Here is a 16,522-nt window from a genome sequence, read left to right as displayed (position 1 = left end):
TTATTGCAGCATACAAAAGTTTTGGACCAGATATATTGCTCAGAAGTCAATAAATTGGACTATTTTTATTCAGTTAATTAGGCGACATTTGAGATACGATTGCGATTATAAAAATTGATATACCAACCAATGGCTGCTTGGACTTCAGTTAATGTTTGGTATGCCTTCAAATAAACCTCTTCACGCTTCAATATTGAATGAAACGCCTCCATACGGCCATTATCGTACGGATGGCCTTTGAGTGAATAAGAATGTTTCAAGCCATAATTTTGGCATTTAATATTAAACTCAGCACTCGTGTATTGTGATCCCATATCTGAATGAATAATGAGTGGCTTTCGATGCTTATCTAACGCCATCTGCAAGGCACTTGTGGCTAGCTCGGCTGTCATTGTATCGCCAATTTTATAGCCCAATACTTTTCTCTTCTCAGGATCCAAAACGGTCGCTAAATAGACCCATCTGTGATTAGTCAACTGAATATAAGTGATATCTGTTTGCCAAACACCACTCAAATCATGCAAGTGTCTAATCAGATTGGGCCTTTGATCGACCGTCACCACAGTTTTTGGCTTGCGATAACGTTTTTGCATGCGTGATCTAATCCCTAATTCACGCATTAATTTGAGTGTCATATATTCAGATATTTTTGGACAGTCATTGTTTAGGTGACTATAAGCAGCAATACGACGATAGCCATAAAATTTAAAGGTTTTCCAAACGTCTAAAATATAAGGTTTCAGGGATTCTCTACGCTTTTCTTGTCGACTGGGCTGCCAATGGCGCCAATTGTAATAGGTACTAGATTTGATTTTAAGTGCACTTAAAATACGCACAAGCGCGTAGCCTTGTGCTAAAAATTGATTAACTAGCGGCAATCCCACATTACGGACTATTTTTTGGCTAGTAAGATGGCCGCTCAATGCCTGTCAGGCTATGCGTGATAAAATTTCGTTTTCTTCCTCCAAAATAGCGAGGCGCTTCTCTAGTTGCTTGACGTCTTTTAAAGTCTTTGACTGACCTTTGATCATGATTGGGGTAGCTTGTTTAACCCAAATAGCAATAGAATCTTTTGATGGTCCAAATTCTTCTGCTAATGATTTGAGTGAACGGCCTTCTTGGTGAAGTTTAACCAATGAATCTTTGAAATCTTGTGAATAACGAATTGACATAAAAATACTCCTATACTTTCATTTTACGGACTGAATAAAAATAGTCCATTTTTTTAGTATAAGAGCACGATCAGCAGCAGGGGAGACGTTAGATTCTTATACGAATGTCCGACCAGCGGCGATTGAACTATTCCCAGCAAAGTCAAAAACAAAGGTGAAATTTGTCGTTTTGAGTGACAAAAATGACTTCAAGTCTGATGGGATTAAAATTGCATTACCAGATGTTGCCAAAGATGGGTCACAAAATGAATCTTATACTGGCGGCACATTCTACTTCAACAAGTAACCACGCAGCAGTGCTATAACTGTAAAAGCGGCAATCTGACTAGTAAGATTGCCGCTTTTTGTATTAAGATAACTTTTGACACGTGATCATTCAGTTATGATTTGCGTTAACCAGTTAACTATGGTATTCTTATTAAGTTAGCTCAGTGATTTTGCGATCACCATATTTCTTTTATCTAGATTGAAATATATTCCAGGGGCTGATGTACATAGTAATACAATATTTAAACGCCGATTTCGGCGTTTTTATTTTGCCATAATGGCATAATAAGTGAACAAACAAAAAAGCGTTGGTCGCGATAAGGCGGCCGACGCTTTTTTAGCTCAGGTTAAACTGACGCTTAACCAAGGCGTGAACTTACTTCTTTTCTGACAAAAGTTTAACGATTTCTTGCAAGTACTTTTCAGTCTTTGTATCTTCAACTTCAAGAATTTCTGCTTCTTTAGCAGACTTCTTGTTCATTGTGTTGAAGACTTTAACCATCATGAAGATTGCGGCTGCAATAATCAAGAAGTTGATGATAGATTGCAAGAACAAACCATAAGCAACAGTTGCTGTGCCAACTTTAATCGCAAGATTTGAGACATCAATCCCACCAATCAAAATACCAACAAGGGGCATGATGATATCGTTAACCAGTGACTTCACGATCAAACCGAAAGCGCCACCAATGACAACGGCAACGGCAAGATCGACAACGTTCCCTTTAAAAGCGAACTCTTTAAATTCTTTCCACATAATATATTATCTCCTTTTTTCTATTATATCACACAACAAACGTCTGTATAAGTCGATAAGGGGCGTGAAAATATGCACAATAAGCCACAACGGCCAACATTAAAATGATGTCCTGTTCGTATCAGGCTGAATAATACTTATCTGTTTCGAGTTAAATGAGAAAATAGTATAATAGAGGCGTTGGAAAAAAACAGTGACAACGCTGCAAAAAAATTTTTAAAACTGAAAGGATGTTGATCGTCATTATGTACGCAAAACGCTTTATTCAACTCTTTGTGATGTTTTTAGTCGCAATATTTATCGCCCTATTCGTTGTTGTTTCCCTTGGGATTCAAGGTTATTTGGCGCAGGCGCTCGTATTAACCGTTGTGGGCTATATTATCTTGGTGATGCCACTCACAGCATTAACAATTATGAAGCAACGCAAGAAGTTCAGCACGAGCACTAATGCAACAGCCGATAATGTGTTTCAAAATGCGCTCAACATGCTGGACAATATTCTTGTTTTATCAACGGTTTCGGCCGATAACGTCATCAGTGCCAGTGTGATCACGTTTAAGCAATCAAGCACAGCTGAGAATGTGTTTTATATTGTAACAGATAAGACAACCGCGCGCGTGAAAAATATCAAAGCGACGCACACGGCTGCCATCACGACGTGGTTTGACAAGCAAACGGGTACTCGCGTGAGTTCAAATGCCGTGGATGCGTTGGTAATTGCTGATGAAGATGTTAAACAAGTGGTGGCTGCCTATCCAGAAATTAAGGCGTTATCTGAAGATTTCAACCATAACGCCATTATTCAATTGACGCTCCGCTCAGCATTAGTTGAATCATTCAAGACTAGTCCGACAGTGGTCGACTTTCAAGCCTAACTAAAAACCACGCTGCTGTGGTGTACCCCGAAAGTTAAAGCAACTTTCGGGATTTTTAATTGTATCATGATGGTAAATAGGCGTTGTATTTTGTTTGACAATCATTTTATTCAGTGTCAAGATATAGAGTAAGCAACGGGAGGGAAGACGATGTTAACGAGTTATAAAGAGTTTTGGACGAAAATTTTGACTTGGAATGCGACGGCAACCAGGTCACAATACTGGATCCCAGTGATCATTAACTATTTTTTGGGTGGTCTTTTAGTCAATGTGATTGAAAAATTGCAAGGTCACGAGCTTGGCGATATTTATAATATTGCTGATTTAACGACAAATACGACCGCACAAGTCATCTATTTATTGGTTTGGGTTGCCACATTAACGTTAAAGGTTCGTCGTTTACACGACACCAATCATAGTGCAGGGTGGATCTTGATTCAATTTGTGCCAATTATTGGTACGATTTGGTTCTTTGTACTCATGGTACTACCAACAACACCAGAATCACGCTGGGTCATTAATCAATCACGTGTTTAAATGAAGCGCCAATCGGCGCTTTTTGTTTTGGGATGGCACTGTAGTGGTGACATGGCGCAAGTGACTTGTATCTCATTGAAAAAAGGACTAGTATAGATATAGCGCTTATTATGATAAAAATCGCGTAATATTTAGTAGAGATAAAATAAAAAAGGCGGATATATGTTACCAATCAAGCAGATTTTACACAAATTATTACATCATCCAAATACCCTACCATGGGTGTTTGTCGGGATCATGGTGGCAGTAATGTCCAGTTATAATACAATCATTCGTTATGGTTTTTCAGAAAAAATGTTATTGCGGGTAGCGATTGTTTATCCATTTGTTGTGATGTTTATCTACTATTTGCGGACTTACGTGTCGTTGCCCATTGCCATGATGTTACATCGATATTTTCCAACAATTCTGACTAAAAATGTCCCTAAACATGTCAGTGTTATGGTACTTGTCATTACTTTTAACGTTTCGGTTATGATGGTGTGGTTTACGGAAATACATCGACAATTATACCCGCATTTTATTTCGGGTTACGTCGGCAATTGGGCCAAAACTTTTTTTGTTGCGATACCGTTATACTTTTTTATTGTCCGTCCGATCACTTTAAAACTGTTTAACAAGTTGAAACAAGCGCATCCAATATCACACATTGTGCCGCTGGAAAATCACTAAAAGTCAGCATATGATAAACTGATATCAATTTGATATAAAATTTTGATAAAGGCTTGACAATTTTGGTGGGGATGTGATAAATTATTCTTGTAACGTATTGGTTACGTTAGCCCAGTACATGACGTCCACGTCTGTTGAAACACATAACACACACTTTAACATAAAATTAGCAATATTTTCCCGAGAACAAACGCTATACTTTTAGTCTACTCAATTCGGATAGTGTGCTGGGTTTTATTTTCCATATTAAAAAGCGCCACGGTTAGTACTATACTAGTCGGGCGCTTTTTTGTAGTCGATTATGAGAGTATTTAAGCATAAAGGTTAGGAAACCACATCATGCTGTCATATTTCGCGTGTTGACGTTGTGCCTGTGGTATGCTTTAGTGAAGGGGAGAATGACAATGGCAAAAACTAAAAAAGATCTCTTAACAGTATTGGCACAACTATCGCTTAATCCAGCGGAGCAAGTAGTTGTAGATCGTGCGATCGAGCGGCTCAAAACAACGCATGACAATGAAACTGTTGTGTTGGGCTCATTAGAAAGCGGGTTTAGACGACTGGCATTAGAACAAAAATTGTCAGAACAAGGGTTGGCGTTTTTTACCGAACTCCAAAAGCCTGATTTTGCCCGAGACAACGGGATTATGTGGTCGATGTGGCTGAGCAACATACATTGAGAACGGATACACTAGTATCGAGATAATAGCGCGAATTCCAGCGCTTTTTATTTTGCATCAAAAAAGCATCATCTGAAGTAATGATGCTTACAGGCTAAAAGGCTGAACGACCAGTTTCGACACCGATTTTAAAGCCATGGATAAAGTCGGGAATTTCATTGAATAAAAATGATACCACGATGGCTACAAATAGTATCGTTAGCCAGGTTTGTTGCTTACGCGTTAGCGTATGAAAAATTGGGCGCAGGGTGATAAATGATCCGATGGCACTGACGATGATGATAAGACTAATAAAACTAAGTGTAAATTCTAACATAATTCCCCCTAAATACTTATTTAAAAGTATAGCATAAAAAGCGCCGCAGTCAAACGCTTAACATTTTACCGAAGGAACAGCAGTTGAGGTTTTAATGGCACGGACATTATTTATAGAACTTTAACCATAAAAAATACAGCAGTCCAAGAATAACAACTACGGCCGCAACGCCATAAATCAACATAAATAGCCATTGGACTTGGTGGATACCGTATTTGAAAAAGTAGTTCATAATCATCCTTTCAATGATGACACATGCGTTAACATGCAGTGATCGACATAAGGCTAGAAATAACGCGATTATTTAACCGATATATTGTCGTTTAAGCATAACATTTATACGACGTAATTGCAGGAAAAAGCTTTACCCAGCTTGACATAAGGGGATGTTTTTATAATTTTGATAAAGGTTTGACAATTTGCAGGTTGATATGATAAATTATTCTAGTAACGTATCAGTTACGCTATCCCAACACATACATAATATTTATTACTGATCATTGTTGAAAACAACCAGCGTACTTCTTTGCAATATTTAAGCGTAGACTAACATAATGTTTTTTGTAAAATGCATACTCCAAATTAATGTAAGTGTTGGGATATGGAGAGAAGGTAAGTCATGATTTACAGCGCCTGTAAGTCATGACTTTTTTGTATTATTTAAGTCAATCCAAAAAGACTAGCGTCAAGCTAGTCTTTTTTCTAATGCACTGCTGGTGCCAGACAATATCTGGGCAATCTCACTGGCAAAGGCCTGTCGACTGATGGGTCGTAATTTTTTAACATACGGGATACCGTCTAAATGTGACAAAATGCGTCCTAGGAAATACGAGCTCAAACGTGCTTTGTCAAAAATAATCCCTGGATAAACCATATACGCGCGTTCGGGTAAAAGGGCGTGCATCCGCGCCTCAACGGCTCTTTTGGCTTTGAGATAGGGCGCCATGAAAAATGGCCCACCATTTGCCGAGATAAAAAGCAATTTCGCGTGTGGCGCGGAAACCAAGGCATCGATGAGATATTTGGCAGGTGCATAACTGCTGTTGTGATAATTTTGTTTTTTAATTGGGTTGGGGAACAAGATGCCGACCGCGTCAATCACCCAATCAGCATCTTGGATGATTGCTGACACACTTGGTGTATCAGACAAATCGACGACGTGGTAAGTTGTTTTGTCATTAGTGTGGGGGTGGTACACGTGGCGGGATAAACTATGAACGTCATATTGTGTTGGATCAAGTTGCTGGATGATGCCTTGACCGACAAATCCTGTGCCGCCAGCAATGACAACTTTTGTTTTCATCATTGTAATTTCCATATCTGATAGTTGTTGCCCATTAGTGGTGCGGGCAGGTTAAGTCATTATACCTGATAACGCAGTGGGAAAGTGCGTGAGTTGGCGATTCGGATAAGCCAATTAGACATCAAATCATATTGCAATTGAGATGAAAAACCCTGATTCGTACAATTGTTCGGAAATTAAAAAATATCTTGGTAATATTTTCTGAAAAATAGACATTTATGTGCCCATTTGACTAAAAAAGGCGTATGATGAAAGGTAATGTTAGTCTATATATCACAGAATTACGGAGGATTGCAAGAAGTATGAGTTTAGTTGATGAATTGGTTGCGGTTGTTGGCAAGAAAAATGTCATCACGAATGCCGGGAAGACGTTACGTTTTCGTAAAGGTTATCGTTCAGGACATGGTGATGCCGTAGCAGTGGTTTTCCCAACCAGTCTCATGGCCATGTGGCGTGTATTGAATGTTTTGCATGAGCATAACATCGTGATTATTATGCAAGCAGCCAATACAAGTTTGACAGAAGGGTCAGTCCCAGCACCTGGTTATGATCGCCCAGCTGTGGTTGTCAACGGCATGAAAATTAAGGATTTGGAACTGATTAATCATGGGGAACAAGTTTTGGCCTTTCCGGGCACAACGCTTTTCCAGTTGGAGAATGCTTTACGACCCTTAAATCGTGAACCGCATTCGGTTATCGGTTCATCAAATCTCGGTGCCTCAGTCATTGGCGGCATTAACAACAATTCTGGGGGTGCCTTGATTCGTCGTGGCCCAGCCTATACTGAATTGTCACTTTATGTCTGGATTGATGAAAACGATGAGATGCATCTAGTGAACCATCTTGGCATTGATTTGGGTGATACACCTGAAGAAATTATTACCAATTTGGAAAATCGCAACTTTGATTTAAACCAAGTGCCAGCAACTGAGCATCACGGCTCCATGCACAATCATGAACAGGTCGTTCGTGATGTCGATTCTGATCAACCGATTCGTTACAATGCTAATCCAAAAGAATTATTTGAAGTTTCCGGTTCTGCCGGGCACGTTGCCGCATTAGCGGTCCGGCTAGATACCTTTCCCAAAGATGAGACCACACAGGTCTTTTACATCGGGACCAATAACCCAGATGAATTAGAAGATATTCGGCGTCATATCATGACGCATTTCAAATCTTTGCCAGTGTCTGGTGAGTATATGCATAAAACAGCCTACGAACTCGCTAAGCAATACGGGAAAGACTCGCTAATTGTGATTGAAAAAATCGGGACTGGCCACTTACCACAAATGTTTGCCTTGAAAGCGTGGGGTGAACGTTTCTTAAAGCATGTGCCATTCTTTAAGCCTTATTTCCCAGATCGGTTATTGCAAGGTGCCAGTCATCTTTTCCCCAATCAATTACCAGAACGGTTAGAAGCGTACCATGACAAGTATGACCACTACTTGCAACTTAAAATGGCTGGGGATGGGATTGCTGAAGCACGTGAGTATTTGGCGTCATTCTTCCCAACTCAGGACGGGGATTATTTTGAAGCGGATGCGAATGAAACCAGTAAGGCAGAGACACACCGCTATGTGACGGCCGGTGTGGCGATTCGCTATCAAGAACTCAAACAAGATACCATCGACATTTTGCCGTTAGATATTGCTTTTGCAAGCAATGAATATCATTGGTTTGAGCAGTTACCAGCTGAAATCGAAGAGAAAATTGCCTATAAAATCTACTATGGTCACTTACTCGATCATGTGATGCATCAGGATTATATCTTGAAGCCTGGGGTCGATGCTCATGCACTCAAACAGGAAATGTTAAAAATTTTGGATGCCCGTCATGCGGTGTATCCGGCCGAACATAATGTCGGCCACTTGTACCTCGCAGCCCCCGCATTGGTGGATCACTATCGTAAAAACGATCCAACTAACAGCTTTAATCCTGGTATTGGGCAACAATCAATGTCTAAGTATTGGGGTGAGTATTAATAACGCTAAAAGGCGCAACTGGATAATGTGGCGTACCCCGAAAGTTAAAGCAACTTTCGGGGTTTTATTTATGACTAAAATTTCAAAACAAATTAAACTTCAGGCAATTCAAGATTATCTGTCTGGAAAATATTCCATACGTGGCATTACTGCTCGATATGGTATTGCTAACAGTGTCTTTCGCATGCTTATTGCCGCATACAAAAGTTTTGGATCAGATATATTATTTAATCCACCAGCAATCACACCTGAATTTAGGATTAAAGTGGCATCATGGGCCATTCAAAATAACGCTTCTCATAGTCAAGTGGCTGCTAAGTTCGGCTATACAGGCATTGCCCAAATTGTTTCGTGGAAGAAGATCTATTCACAACTAGGGCCAAATGGGTTATTATCTATTCAAAAAGGACGATCACCTAGAATGGCTAATAAGAAACCTAAGCAAGTAAAACAGCTCACAGAAACTGAAAAACACATTGCCCAACTAGAAGACGAAAACCTACGACTAAAGATTGAAAATGAAGCGTTAAAATTATTAGCCTCGATTCAGCAACGAACCGACAACTCGCAGAAGTAGCTTGCCGGCTCGAGGCGCAATTTAAATTGGTGGCTATCCTAAAGGTTCTGCCAATCGCAGAAAGTACAGTGCATTACTGGAAACGACAGTTTAAAAATGATGACCCTGATGCACCCCTTCGTGCGGCTATTAGGACAATCTGGGAAGCTGATAATCACTACGGTGTGCGAAGAGTGTATTTAAAGTTACGTCAACAACCAGCGTTTAAAGCGGTAAATCACAAGAAAGTACAACGGCTAATGCATGAAATGGGGCTAAAGGGTGTTGGCTACAATAAGCAATCACGTCAGTATGATTCATCCAAAGGACCTGAAGGAAAACGTGTGAAGAACAAGCTTCACCGTCGTTTCAAGACTAATCGGCCATTACAAAAATTAGCTAGCGATGTTACTGAATTTAAGATTTCAGCGACTGGTGAAAAGGTCTATTTAGAACCGATTCTTGATATGTATAACAATGAGATTCTTACCTATGCCATTAGCACGCGTCCAGATCTCGCCTTTACCTTACAACCGCTTAATCAGCTCGTAGCGCAACTGCCAAAACTTTCGTATCGTACAACAATTCATACGGATCAAGGCTGGCAATATCGCCACAGAACATGGCGTAAAACACTAAAGAAAAACCACATTATCCAAAGCATGTCGCGTCGTGCGACTGCTCTAGACAATGCGGTGATGGAAAGCTTCTTCAATAAGCTTAAAGTTGAAATCGGGCCACTAAACAAGTATTCATCAGCTAAAGCGTTGATAGAGGCCGTTAAAAAGTGGATACTGTATTACAACAACACACGCATACAAACAAAATTAAACGGCCACTCACCGGTAGAATACCGACAACTGGCCGCTTAATGAACTAAACTATTTTACTTTAACTTTTTGGGTACACCACATAATCTGGTTGCGTTTTTTTTGTGTCTATTTTTAGGCAAAATAAGTGCATTAGCAACTTTTAGCTTGTCAATATTGGTATACTTAGCACTTAAAACCACAAGAAAAAATAGCATATAAAAACATTTCTATTGTGATATTTCATCTGCGTTTGATTTATAAAAATTGGAAATTTATTCGTACAAATATTGGTATACCAACATTTGTTAGCACTTACATTAAGTGAGTGAAATTCATTTTATACCTTTTGGAAATGAATAAGATTCAATTAACTATATGGAGAAAGGGCGCTACATTATTAAAGTTGTGTGAATGTAATAACATAAAATAGAAAAGAAGGCTATATGAAAATCAACAAATTAGTGGTTGTCCTGGCAGTCACAGCAATGACCCTTATGGGTGGGAAAATATTGGCAGATTACGCGGGGTGGACAGGAAGCGCCTCGATGAATCAGATCAAAGGCATTATTGATCAGTTGGATAGTAAGTTGACCGTGCAATCTCAAGCGATCTCAAATTTGACACACCAAAATAATGAATTCCAGAATCAGTTAACGTCTGCTCAGAACGATGTATCAAATTACAAAACGCAAGTAGCGCAATTGCAAGGCGACTTGCAACGAGCAAATGATGATAAACAAAAAGAAATTCAACAAAAGATTGACGAAATTAATCAAAAAATTGCGGAAGGCAACCAGAGAGTTGCGGATAAACAAAAAGAATTAGATGGTATTCAATCTCAGCTGAATGATGCCAATCAGAAGGCGAACCAAACTCAGGCACAATTACAAACTGCACAAAACGATTTGCGTGATGCAAATACCAAGGGAAATCAGTTACAGGGTCAACTTGATAACGCAACCCAAGATGTGCAGCAACTTGATCAGTATGCGCAAAGCGTTTTGAACAAGCACCAGAACTAATAACGGGATTGCACGCACAGCATCGAGAGATCACGATGGTTTCTCGATACATATGGGGTCAACAACGGGGATAAAAGACGCAAATAAGGACGTCTTTTTTTATTTTGATAAAGGTTTGACAATTTAATAACGCATATGATAAATTATTCTAGTAACGTATCAGTTACGTCATCCCAGCACGTTATAATATTTGCATTGTTCACAACAACCAGCGTACTTCTTTGCATATTTAAACGTAGACTGACATAATATATTTTTTATAAAAATACTCCTGATTATTATAGGTGCTGGGATGCTGGGAGACGCGAGCCATGATTGACCTTAAACGGTAATCATGGCTTTTTTGTTGGCATTTTGTCGGGAAAATTATTGCAACTTCACCACAACGCAAAACCTTGCGACAACAACGGTTACACAACAAAAAACGCGGCATCAACAAACGGAATAAATTGACAAAAATATATTGATTTGTTTATTTGCTTGCTATTTCATTGTGATCCGTGTTATAGTAAATGAGTAATAAAGTTTTTGATTTTGATTTCTCTTTTCTTGAAGGACACTCAGTACCAATTATTTAAATTACAAAAAAGATTGGTGAGTACACCAAAGGAGAAACATATAATGGAAACAGGCACAGTAAAGTGGTTTAATGGCGATAAGGGTTTTGGATTTATCACACGTGAAAACGGTGATGATGTCTTCGCCCACTTCTCAGCTATTCAAAGCGATGGCTTTAAGACACTTGATGAAGGTCAATCAGTGACTTTCGATGTTGAAAATGGCGATCGCGGTTTGCAAGCCACTAATATCGTTAAAGGTTAATCAGTAAAAGCTCACTACGGTGAGCTTTTTTATTTACACAATTGGTGATAAGAATAAAAAAGAAACCAAACTAACAGGTATGTTAGTTTGGTTTTAAAAAAATATATAGTAGAAAAACCAGCATATTATTTGCTGGTTTTTGTGTAGCCATTTTGTAGCACTACGCTCGAAAAATAGTGAAAAACAACGAAAACTACTGATAACTCTAAGCAACCAAAAAACCTTACGTACTAAGGGTTTAAGCGACAAAAAAACCGCTCTACCAACAATTGTGGTAAAGCGGTGAAAATGCGCTGGGGGGAGTCGAACCCTCGACCTGCCGGGTAGAAACCGGCTGCTCTATCCAGCTGAGCTACCAGCGCAATACAACTAATATCATAGCATAAATGATGCGATTGATAAAGAATGAATACGCCTATTTTGTTCATTAGAAATTCATAGTATACTATATACAATGAAGACATGGAGAAGTAACTCATGAGAAAAGCATTTATTGCCCTTGGCGTGATCGTCGTTGTGCTGTTATCCGCATTGTTTATCGCAAATCAGCAACCTAAGTATGCGGGTGTGTCGATGCCAAAATCGGATTATAAGCAATTGCAACGATCACAGCGTGAAATTAAAGATTTCGTACAAGCGTTGGATCGGTTTGATTATAATAAGCCAAAGACAATGACTGCCATTGAAAATGCCGGCAATGTGATTATTAAAGACAATAGCGAGAACTTGAGTAGTGCTGATGCACAAGCCTTGCGCGATGCTTTCTATGGCGATCAGGGTATTATCACGATTGTGCATGCCGCGCAAAAGGGGCACTACAACATTGATGGTAGTGTGGCGTCACGATTCCATGATAAGTTTGATACGATTATAACGATGTCAGTGAATGCCTTGAATAAGAGTTCAGCGCAACGGGCAGATATCGTCAAGCAAATGAAAACAGATCTTAATATTGAATCAGCCATCTATAAAATTGGTGCAAGAAACGACGAGTAAGAACGACTTGTTGCGTGTGGAGAAGTGGAATGGTTAAAAGAGAAGATGCTCGTGTTTTAAGAACCAAAAAAGCGATTGAAGAAGCAACGGTAAGCCTAATTACGAGCCAACCGGATTTTTCAATCACCACACTTTTGAACCGTGCGCAAGTGACGCGGGGTACTTTTTATAAGTACTACAAAAATAAGGAACATTTGATTTCAGAAGTGAATAATAACTTGTTGGTAGAATTTACCCAACATATTCAAGGTCAATTTCGTGTTGCTAAAATGATTCAGGCAATTAGTGCCCGCGCTGCCTTTTATAATGCCGTGTTGAATTTGCATAGTGATGGCATTTACTTTGCCACCTTGATGTCGCGTATGCGTACCCAAATGTTGACGCAGCTCGGCAACTTAGAAGATGAGGCGTATCACCGGCAAATGGTTTATCAGTGGGAAGCTGTCATTGGCGCCTTTTGGGCCTTAATTTCAAAATGGTTGTTAGATAATATGGATTTAAACCAGGTGGCGCTCTTGCAGGAATTCACGGATATTTTACGCGTGAATACCACTGCGGTAAGTCAGACAGGTCTGAATTTATTTGATTTTGACATGATCAATTGAGATTGTGACGCCCGTTCTTGACGAAATGTTTAAGATTTGTTATAATTGAAAAGTTGTTAGCAGAGCTACAACCACTCAGAACAGGTTGAAGTACGTGTCGGACTAGAGCCGGCCCGCCTGGGATGGTGAGTCTAAGTATAAGGAGAATTCAATAATGGCATACGCAGTTATTGTTACAGGCGGCAAGCAATATAAGGTCGCTGAAGGCGACACAATCTTCGTCGAAAAGTTGGATGCAGCTGAAGGTGAAAAGGTAACTTTTGACCAAGTTGTTTTGGTTGATGGCAAGGTTGGAACACCTTTTGTCGACGGTGCAAAGGTTACTGGTACTGTTGAAAAGCAAGGTAAGCAAAAGAAGGTTATCACTTTCAAGTACAAGGCCAAGAAGAACATGCATTCTAAGCAAGGCCACCGCCAACCATATACACGCGTGAAGATTGATTCAATCGCGTAATCATTACTTGTAAAGGAGAAATAGACTTATGTTGATGAATCAAGAAAACTTGCAAATGTTCGCGCACCACAAGGGTGGCGGATCTTCAGCCAACGGTCGTGACTCAGCTGGTCGTCGTCTAGGAACTAAGGTTGCTGACGGACAAGCTTTGAAGGCTGGCTCAATCATTTATCGCCAACGTGGAACACACATCTATCCAGGTGTGAACGTTAAAAAGGGTGGCGATGACACATTGTTTGCTTTGACAGACGGTGTTGTTAAGTTCGAACGTAAGGGTCGTGACAAGCGCCAAGTATCTGTTTACACACGTGAACAATACAACGAAATCTTGGCAGCTGCTAAGTAATTTCGATTAAAAGACACAACCAATTAAGGTTGTGTCTTTTTTATGAGCTTAAATTAATAATTATGAGATTGTGTTATAATAGAAACATCGATTAAATAAAAAGGATGTGTTGCGATATGACGAACTATTTTGAATCACGCATTGCTAAATTACAAAAACTCTTAAAAAAGCTCGATCTCGATGGGTTGGTGGTCTATCAAGGCGCCAACACAAAGTATTTGACAGGGTTTGACGGTGGCACTGGCGATGGTGTGGTCGTGGTTGGTCCCGATCGGGCACGTCTGATTACTGATGCCCGCTATGAAGAAGACTATAAGGATCGCTTGCCTGAAGGGGTCGATTTTATGGTCACGCGGGCCTATTATGAAGCAGCTGCTCAAACAGCGGTTGAATTTGGCGTTAAGCGGTTGGGCTTTGAAGCTAGCATGCCTTATGCTGTTTATGATGTGATGGATGAACTCCTACCAGCTGATATCAGCTTTGATGCCGTACCAGAAGCGATTGAAGCACTTCGTGAAGTTAAAGATGAAGCTGAATTAGCTGCGCTACGCCGTGCAGCGGATGCGTCAATTAAGGCCTTTAATGACTTGATGGCTTTCATTAAGCCGGGTATGACAGAACGTCAAGTAGCGAATGAATTGGACCGTTTGCAAAAGTTTTATGGCGCAGAAAAAGCTTCATTTGATACGATTGTGGCATCTGGTTATCGTGCGGCCTTGCCTCATGGGGAAGCCACTGATAAAGTGATTGCACCTGGTGAATTGGTGACGATTGACTTTGGTTACTATGTGGATGATTACACTTCAGATATTACACGGACCATTGCGATTGGCGAAGTGGATGAAGAATTGCAAAAGATTTATCACATTGTCAAGCAAGCGAATGAAAATGCCATTGATGTGATTAAGCCAGGTATTTCTGGTAGTGAAGTTGACCGTGTTGCGCGTGAATACATTACTGAACATGGTTATGGCGAGGCATACAACCACTCAACAGGTCATGGTGTAGGCTTAGACATTCATGAAGGTCCAGCGCTAAGTGCACGTTCAAGTGATGAAATGCAAGCTGGTCACTTACTCACGATTGAACCAGGCATTTACTTAGCTGGTAAGGGTGGTGTACGGATCGAAGACGATGTGATTGTGACACCAACTGGTTATGAAAACTTAACGGCAAGTTTGCCTAAGGACTTGCTGGTGATTGAGGCATAATATGGCAAGTCGGCGATTAGATTTTTTAGTTTTCTATCGTGGTAACTTGGCAACGGGCTTTGACTACGTTTATCTTAAGCGCCATGAAGGGCATGCCTTTTTACAGATTGCCGATAAGACGCAGCCTGTTAAAAATATTACAGATCCAGACTTTGATTTTTACAATCCGCATTTTAATGCGGCTGGTGAGCCATTCAATTGGCGTTACCGTGAAGACTGGCTTGATATGACTGCACAATGGGATGATATTGCGGAGACTGCTTGGCAATATCTTGAGACATGGATGACGGCTTACCGTGGCCCTTCTTATCCGGATCCGAGCTTAAATGATGAGTGGGGAGTTAGGTTTAAAGCCCCTGGTGCGCAGGAACGGATTATTTGGGGATTAAACGCCTTTCCAGCAAATTTGCAAGATTTTTCAGATTATTTGTATCAATTGGCGCATTAAGACGTTGCTCAACGCAACGTCTTTTTGCCCATTGTGGTAGAAGAGGGACGAGATGAATTTCTTTACGGCTGATACCCATTTTTTTCATCGTGACTTACTGTATGGCGGCTTTTTTGCGCCACGAGATCAATTTGTGACCGTTGACCAAATGAATGAAACCATTGTTGCTAATTGGAATGCGCGGGTAAAACCAACCGATACGGTGTATCATTTGGGTGATATCATGCTGGCAGTTGATCGACCAGCGAAGCAAATGATGGCGGAGATGCTGGTCTATTTGCAACGGCTTAATGGCCGACTGGTGCTGATTAAAGGCAATCACGACACATCAGCGTTTTTAAAATATTTATTGGCGCATAATGACATAGACGACAAGGGACGACCTAAATTTAGCGTCCATGAAGTCGGCACGCGCATGAAATTTGCCCACTACGAAGTCTTTTTAACACATTATCCGTTGTTATTTGATTTGACTAAAAATAAGATCAACTTACATGGTCATATACATCATGCCAGCATCCACCATAAAGAAAATATTAACGTCGGGATTGATTCCCCTGATCGTGATTATTTACCGACAAACAGTGTGCCTTTTGGCGCACCGTTAAGTGAGGCAGAAGTAGTCGCAATTATTTTAGGTAAACGACGCGATTATTTACAACGGCAATAACATCATGATCGAGAGTAGA

The 16,522-nt window shown here is 40.2% G+C and carries 22 protein-coding genes, 1 tRNA gene and 1 other annotated feature; of the genes, 17 read left to right on the top strand and 6 right to left on the bottom strand.

Annotated elements, in window-relative coordinates:
- Positions 1–77: 77 nt before the first annotated feature.
- A complete protein-coding gene (locus A9176_RS07685) occupies positions 78–884 on the bottom strand; it encodes an IS3 family transposase (protein ID WP_198150931.1) in 807 nt (268 codons plus the stop codon).
- 45 nt (positions 885–929) lie between these two features.
- Positions 930–1,172 carry a transposase gene (locus A9176_RS07680; protein WP_004912700.1) on the bottom strand — a complete coding sequence of 81 codons (243 nt, stop codon included), beginning with the start codon at positions 1,170–1,172 and terminating at the stop codon, positions 930–932.
- A 154-nt stretch (positions 1,173–1,326) separates the two neighbouring features.
- Between A9176_RS07680 and A9176_RS08985 the strand changes: the two genes are divergently transcribed.
- Complete coding sequence (locus A9176_RS08985; RefSeq protein ID WP_278320904.1) at positions 1,327–1,458, top strand: hypothetical protein; 132 nt, start codon at positions 1,327–1,329, stop codon at positions 1,456–1,458.
- A gap of 357 nt (positions 1,459–1,815) precedes the next feature.
- Here the strand turns inward: A9176_RS08985 and mscL are convergent, their stop codons facing one another.
- A complete protein-coding gene (gene mscL / locus A9176_RS07675) occupies positions 1,816–2,196 on the bottom strand; it encodes a large conductance mechanosensitive channel protein MscL (RefSeq protein ID WP_077283022.1) in 381 nt (126 codons plus the stop codon).
- Between the two features lie 245 nt (positions 2,197–2,441).
- Here mscL and A9176_RS07670 point away from each other — a divergent pair, with 245 nt between their 5' ends.
- The 4 genes from A9176_RS07670 to A9176_RS07655 all read left to right on the top strand — a co-directional run bounded on the left by A9176_RS07670 (position 2,442) and on the right by A9176_RS07655 (position 4,960).
- Positions 2,442–3,071, top strand: a complete 630-nt coding sequence (locus tag A9176_RS07670) for a pyridoxamine 5'-phosphate oxidase family protein (protein WP_077283020.1) — start codon at positions 2,442–2,444, stop codon at positions 3,069–3,071.
- A 150-nt stretch (positions 3,072–3,221) separates the two neighbouring features.
- Complete coding sequence (locus tag A9176_RS07665; RefSeq protein ID WP_010000682.1) at positions 3,222–3,608, top strand: DUF805 domain-containing protein; 387 nt, start codon at positions 3,222–3,224, stop codon at positions 3,606–3,608.
- Between the two features lie 162 nt (positions 3,609–3,770).
- The gene (locus tag A9176_RS07660) at positions 3,771–4,280 is read left to right on the top strand and encodes a hypothetical protein (protein WP_077283018.1); all 510 of its coding nucleotides are present in this window, start codon (positions 3,771–3,773) and stop codon (positions 4,278–4,280) included.
- Between the two features lie 404 nt (positions 4,281–4,684).
- The gene (locus A9176_RS07655) at positions 4,685–4,960 is read left to right on the top strand and encodes a hypothetical protein (RefSeq protein WP_077283016.1); all 276 of its coding nucleotides are present in this window, start codon (positions 4,685–4,687) and stop codon (positions 4,958–4,960) included.
- A 94-nt stretch (positions 4,961–5,054) separates the two neighbouring features.
- Here A9176_RS07655 and A9176_RS07650 read toward each other — a convergent pair whose 3' ends face one another.
- Positions 5,055–5,276, bottom strand: a complete 222-nt coding sequence (locus A9176_RS07650) for a hypothetical protein (protein ID WP_029509756.1) — start codon at positions 5,274–5,276, stop codon at positions 5,055–5,057.
- A 685-nt stretch (positions 5,277–5,961) separates the two neighbouring features.
- Positions 5,962–6,582: an NAD-dependent epimerase/dehydratase family protein gene (locus A9176_RS07645; protein ID WP_229035053.1), complete on the bottom strand. Its 621-nt coding sequence runs from the start codon at positions 6,580–6,582 to the stop codon at positions 5,962–5,964.
- Positions 6,583–6,881: 299 nt separating this feature from the next.
- Here A9176_RS07645 and dld point away from each other — a divergent pair, with 299 nt between their 5' ends.
- The 5 genes from dld (at position 6,882) to A9176_RS07620 (ending at position 11,773) form a co-directional block, all read left to right on the top strand.
- Positions 6,882–8,561 carry a D-lactate dehydrogenase gene (gene dld / locus A9176_RS07640; protein ID WP_029509758.1) on the top strand — a complete coding sequence of 560 codons (1,680 nt, stop codon included), beginning with the start codon at positions 6,882–6,884 and terminating at the stop codon, positions 8,559–8,561.
- Between the two features lie 70 nt (positions 8,562–8,631).
- Positions 8,632–9,138, top strand: coding sequence for a transposase (locus A9176_RS07635; protein WP_077281831.1), 507 nt, complete (start codon positions 8,632–8,634; stop codon positions 9,136–9,138).
- Between the two features lie 29 nt (positions 9,139–9,167).
- Positions 9,168–9,989, top strand: coding sequence for an IS3 family transposase (locus A9176_RS07630; protein ID WP_157093711.1), 822 nt, complete (start codon positions 9,168–9,170; stop codon positions 9,987–9,989).
- A gap of 383 nt (positions 9,990–10,372) precedes the next feature.
- On the top strand, positions 10,373–10,951 hold the full coding sequence (locus A9176_RS07625; RefSeq protein ID WP_077283012.1) for a hypothetical protein: 579 nt from the start codon (positions 10,373–10,375) through the stop codon (positions 10,949–10,951).
- Between the two features lie 621 nt (positions 10,952–11,572).
- A complete protein-coding gene (locus A9176_RS07620; protein ID WP_029509760.1) occupies positions 11,573–11,773 on the top strand; it encodes a cold-shock protein in 201 nt (66 codons plus the stop codon).
- A gap of 289 nt (positions 11,774–12,062) precedes the next feature.
- On the opposite strand, the gene A9176_RS07615 is transcribed toward A9176_RS07620, so the two are convergent.
- Positions 12,063–12,135 (bottom strand) — tRNA-Arg (locus A9176_RS07615).
- Positions 12,136–12,250: 115 nt separating this feature from the next.
- On the opposite strand from A9176_RS07615, the gene A9176_RS07610 reads away from it, so the two are divergent.
- The 7 genes from A9176_RS07610 to A9176_RS07580 all read left to right on the top strand — a co-directional run bounded on the left by A9176_RS07610 (position 12,251) and on the right by A9176_RS07580 (position 16,503).
- Positions 12,251–12,769, top strand: coding sequence for a hypothetical protein (locus A9176_RS07610; RefSeq protein WP_010004445.1), 519 nt, complete (start codon positions 12,251–12,253; stop codon positions 12,767–12,769).
- 29 nt (positions 12,770–12,798) lie between these two features.
- Positions 12,799–13,374 carry a TetR/AcrR family transcriptional regulator gene (locus A9176_RS07605; RefSeq protein ID WP_077283010.1) on the top strand — a complete coding sequence of 192 codons (576 nt, stop codon included), beginning with the start codon at positions 12,799–12,801 and terminating at the stop codon, positions 13,372–13,374.
- Positions 13,375–13,433: 59 nt separating this feature from the next.
- Positions 13,434–13,517: a sequence feature (ribosomal protein L21 leader region), on the top strand.
- An 11-nt stretch (positions 13,518–13,528) separates the two neighbouring features.
- Complete coding sequence (gene rplU / locus A9176_RS07600; protein WP_010000601.1) at positions 13,529–13,828, top strand: 50S ribosomal protein L21; 300 nt, start codon at positions 13,529–13,531, stop codon at positions 13,826–13,828.
- 28 nt (positions 13,829–13,856) lie between these two features.
- Positions 13,857–14,174 carry a 50S ribosomal protein L27 gene (rpmA, locus tag A9176_RS07595; protein ID WP_010000600.1) on the top strand — a complete coding sequence of 106 codons (318 nt, stop codon included), beginning with the start codon at positions 13,857–13,859 and terminating at the stop codon, positions 14,172–14,174.
- A gap of 116 nt (positions 14,175–14,290) precedes the next feature.
- Positions 14,291–15,385 (top strand): M24 family metallopeptidase, encoded by a 1,095-nt coding sequence (locus tag A9176_RS07590; RefSeq protein ID WP_077283008.1) that lies wholly within the window; start codon positions 14,291–14,293, stop codon positions 15,383–15,385.
- 1 nt (position 15,386) lies between these two features.
- Positions 15,387–15,833, top strand: a complete 447-nt coding sequence (locus tag A9176_RS07585; protein WP_029509813.1) for a hypothetical protein — start codon at positions 15,387–15,389, stop codon at positions 15,831–15,833.
- Positions 15,834–15,885: 52 nt separating this feature from the next.
- Positions 15,886–16,503, top strand: coding sequence for a metallophosphoesterase family protein (locus tag A9176_RS07580; RefSeq protein WP_077283006.1), 618 nt, complete (start codon positions 15,886–15,888; stop codon positions 16,501–16,503).
- The last annotated feature ends 19 nt before the right edge of the window (positions 16,504–16,522 follow it).

Origin of the sequence: Leuconostoc garlicum, from assembly GCF_001998805.1 — a bacterium.
Lineage (GTDB): Bacteria > Bacillota > Bacilli > Lactobacillales > Lactobacillaceae > Leuconostoc > Leuconostoc lactis.
The sequence above is the reverse complement of the archived record's forward strand: the minus strand, read 5'-3'. Positions and strand labels throughout refer to the sequence as shown.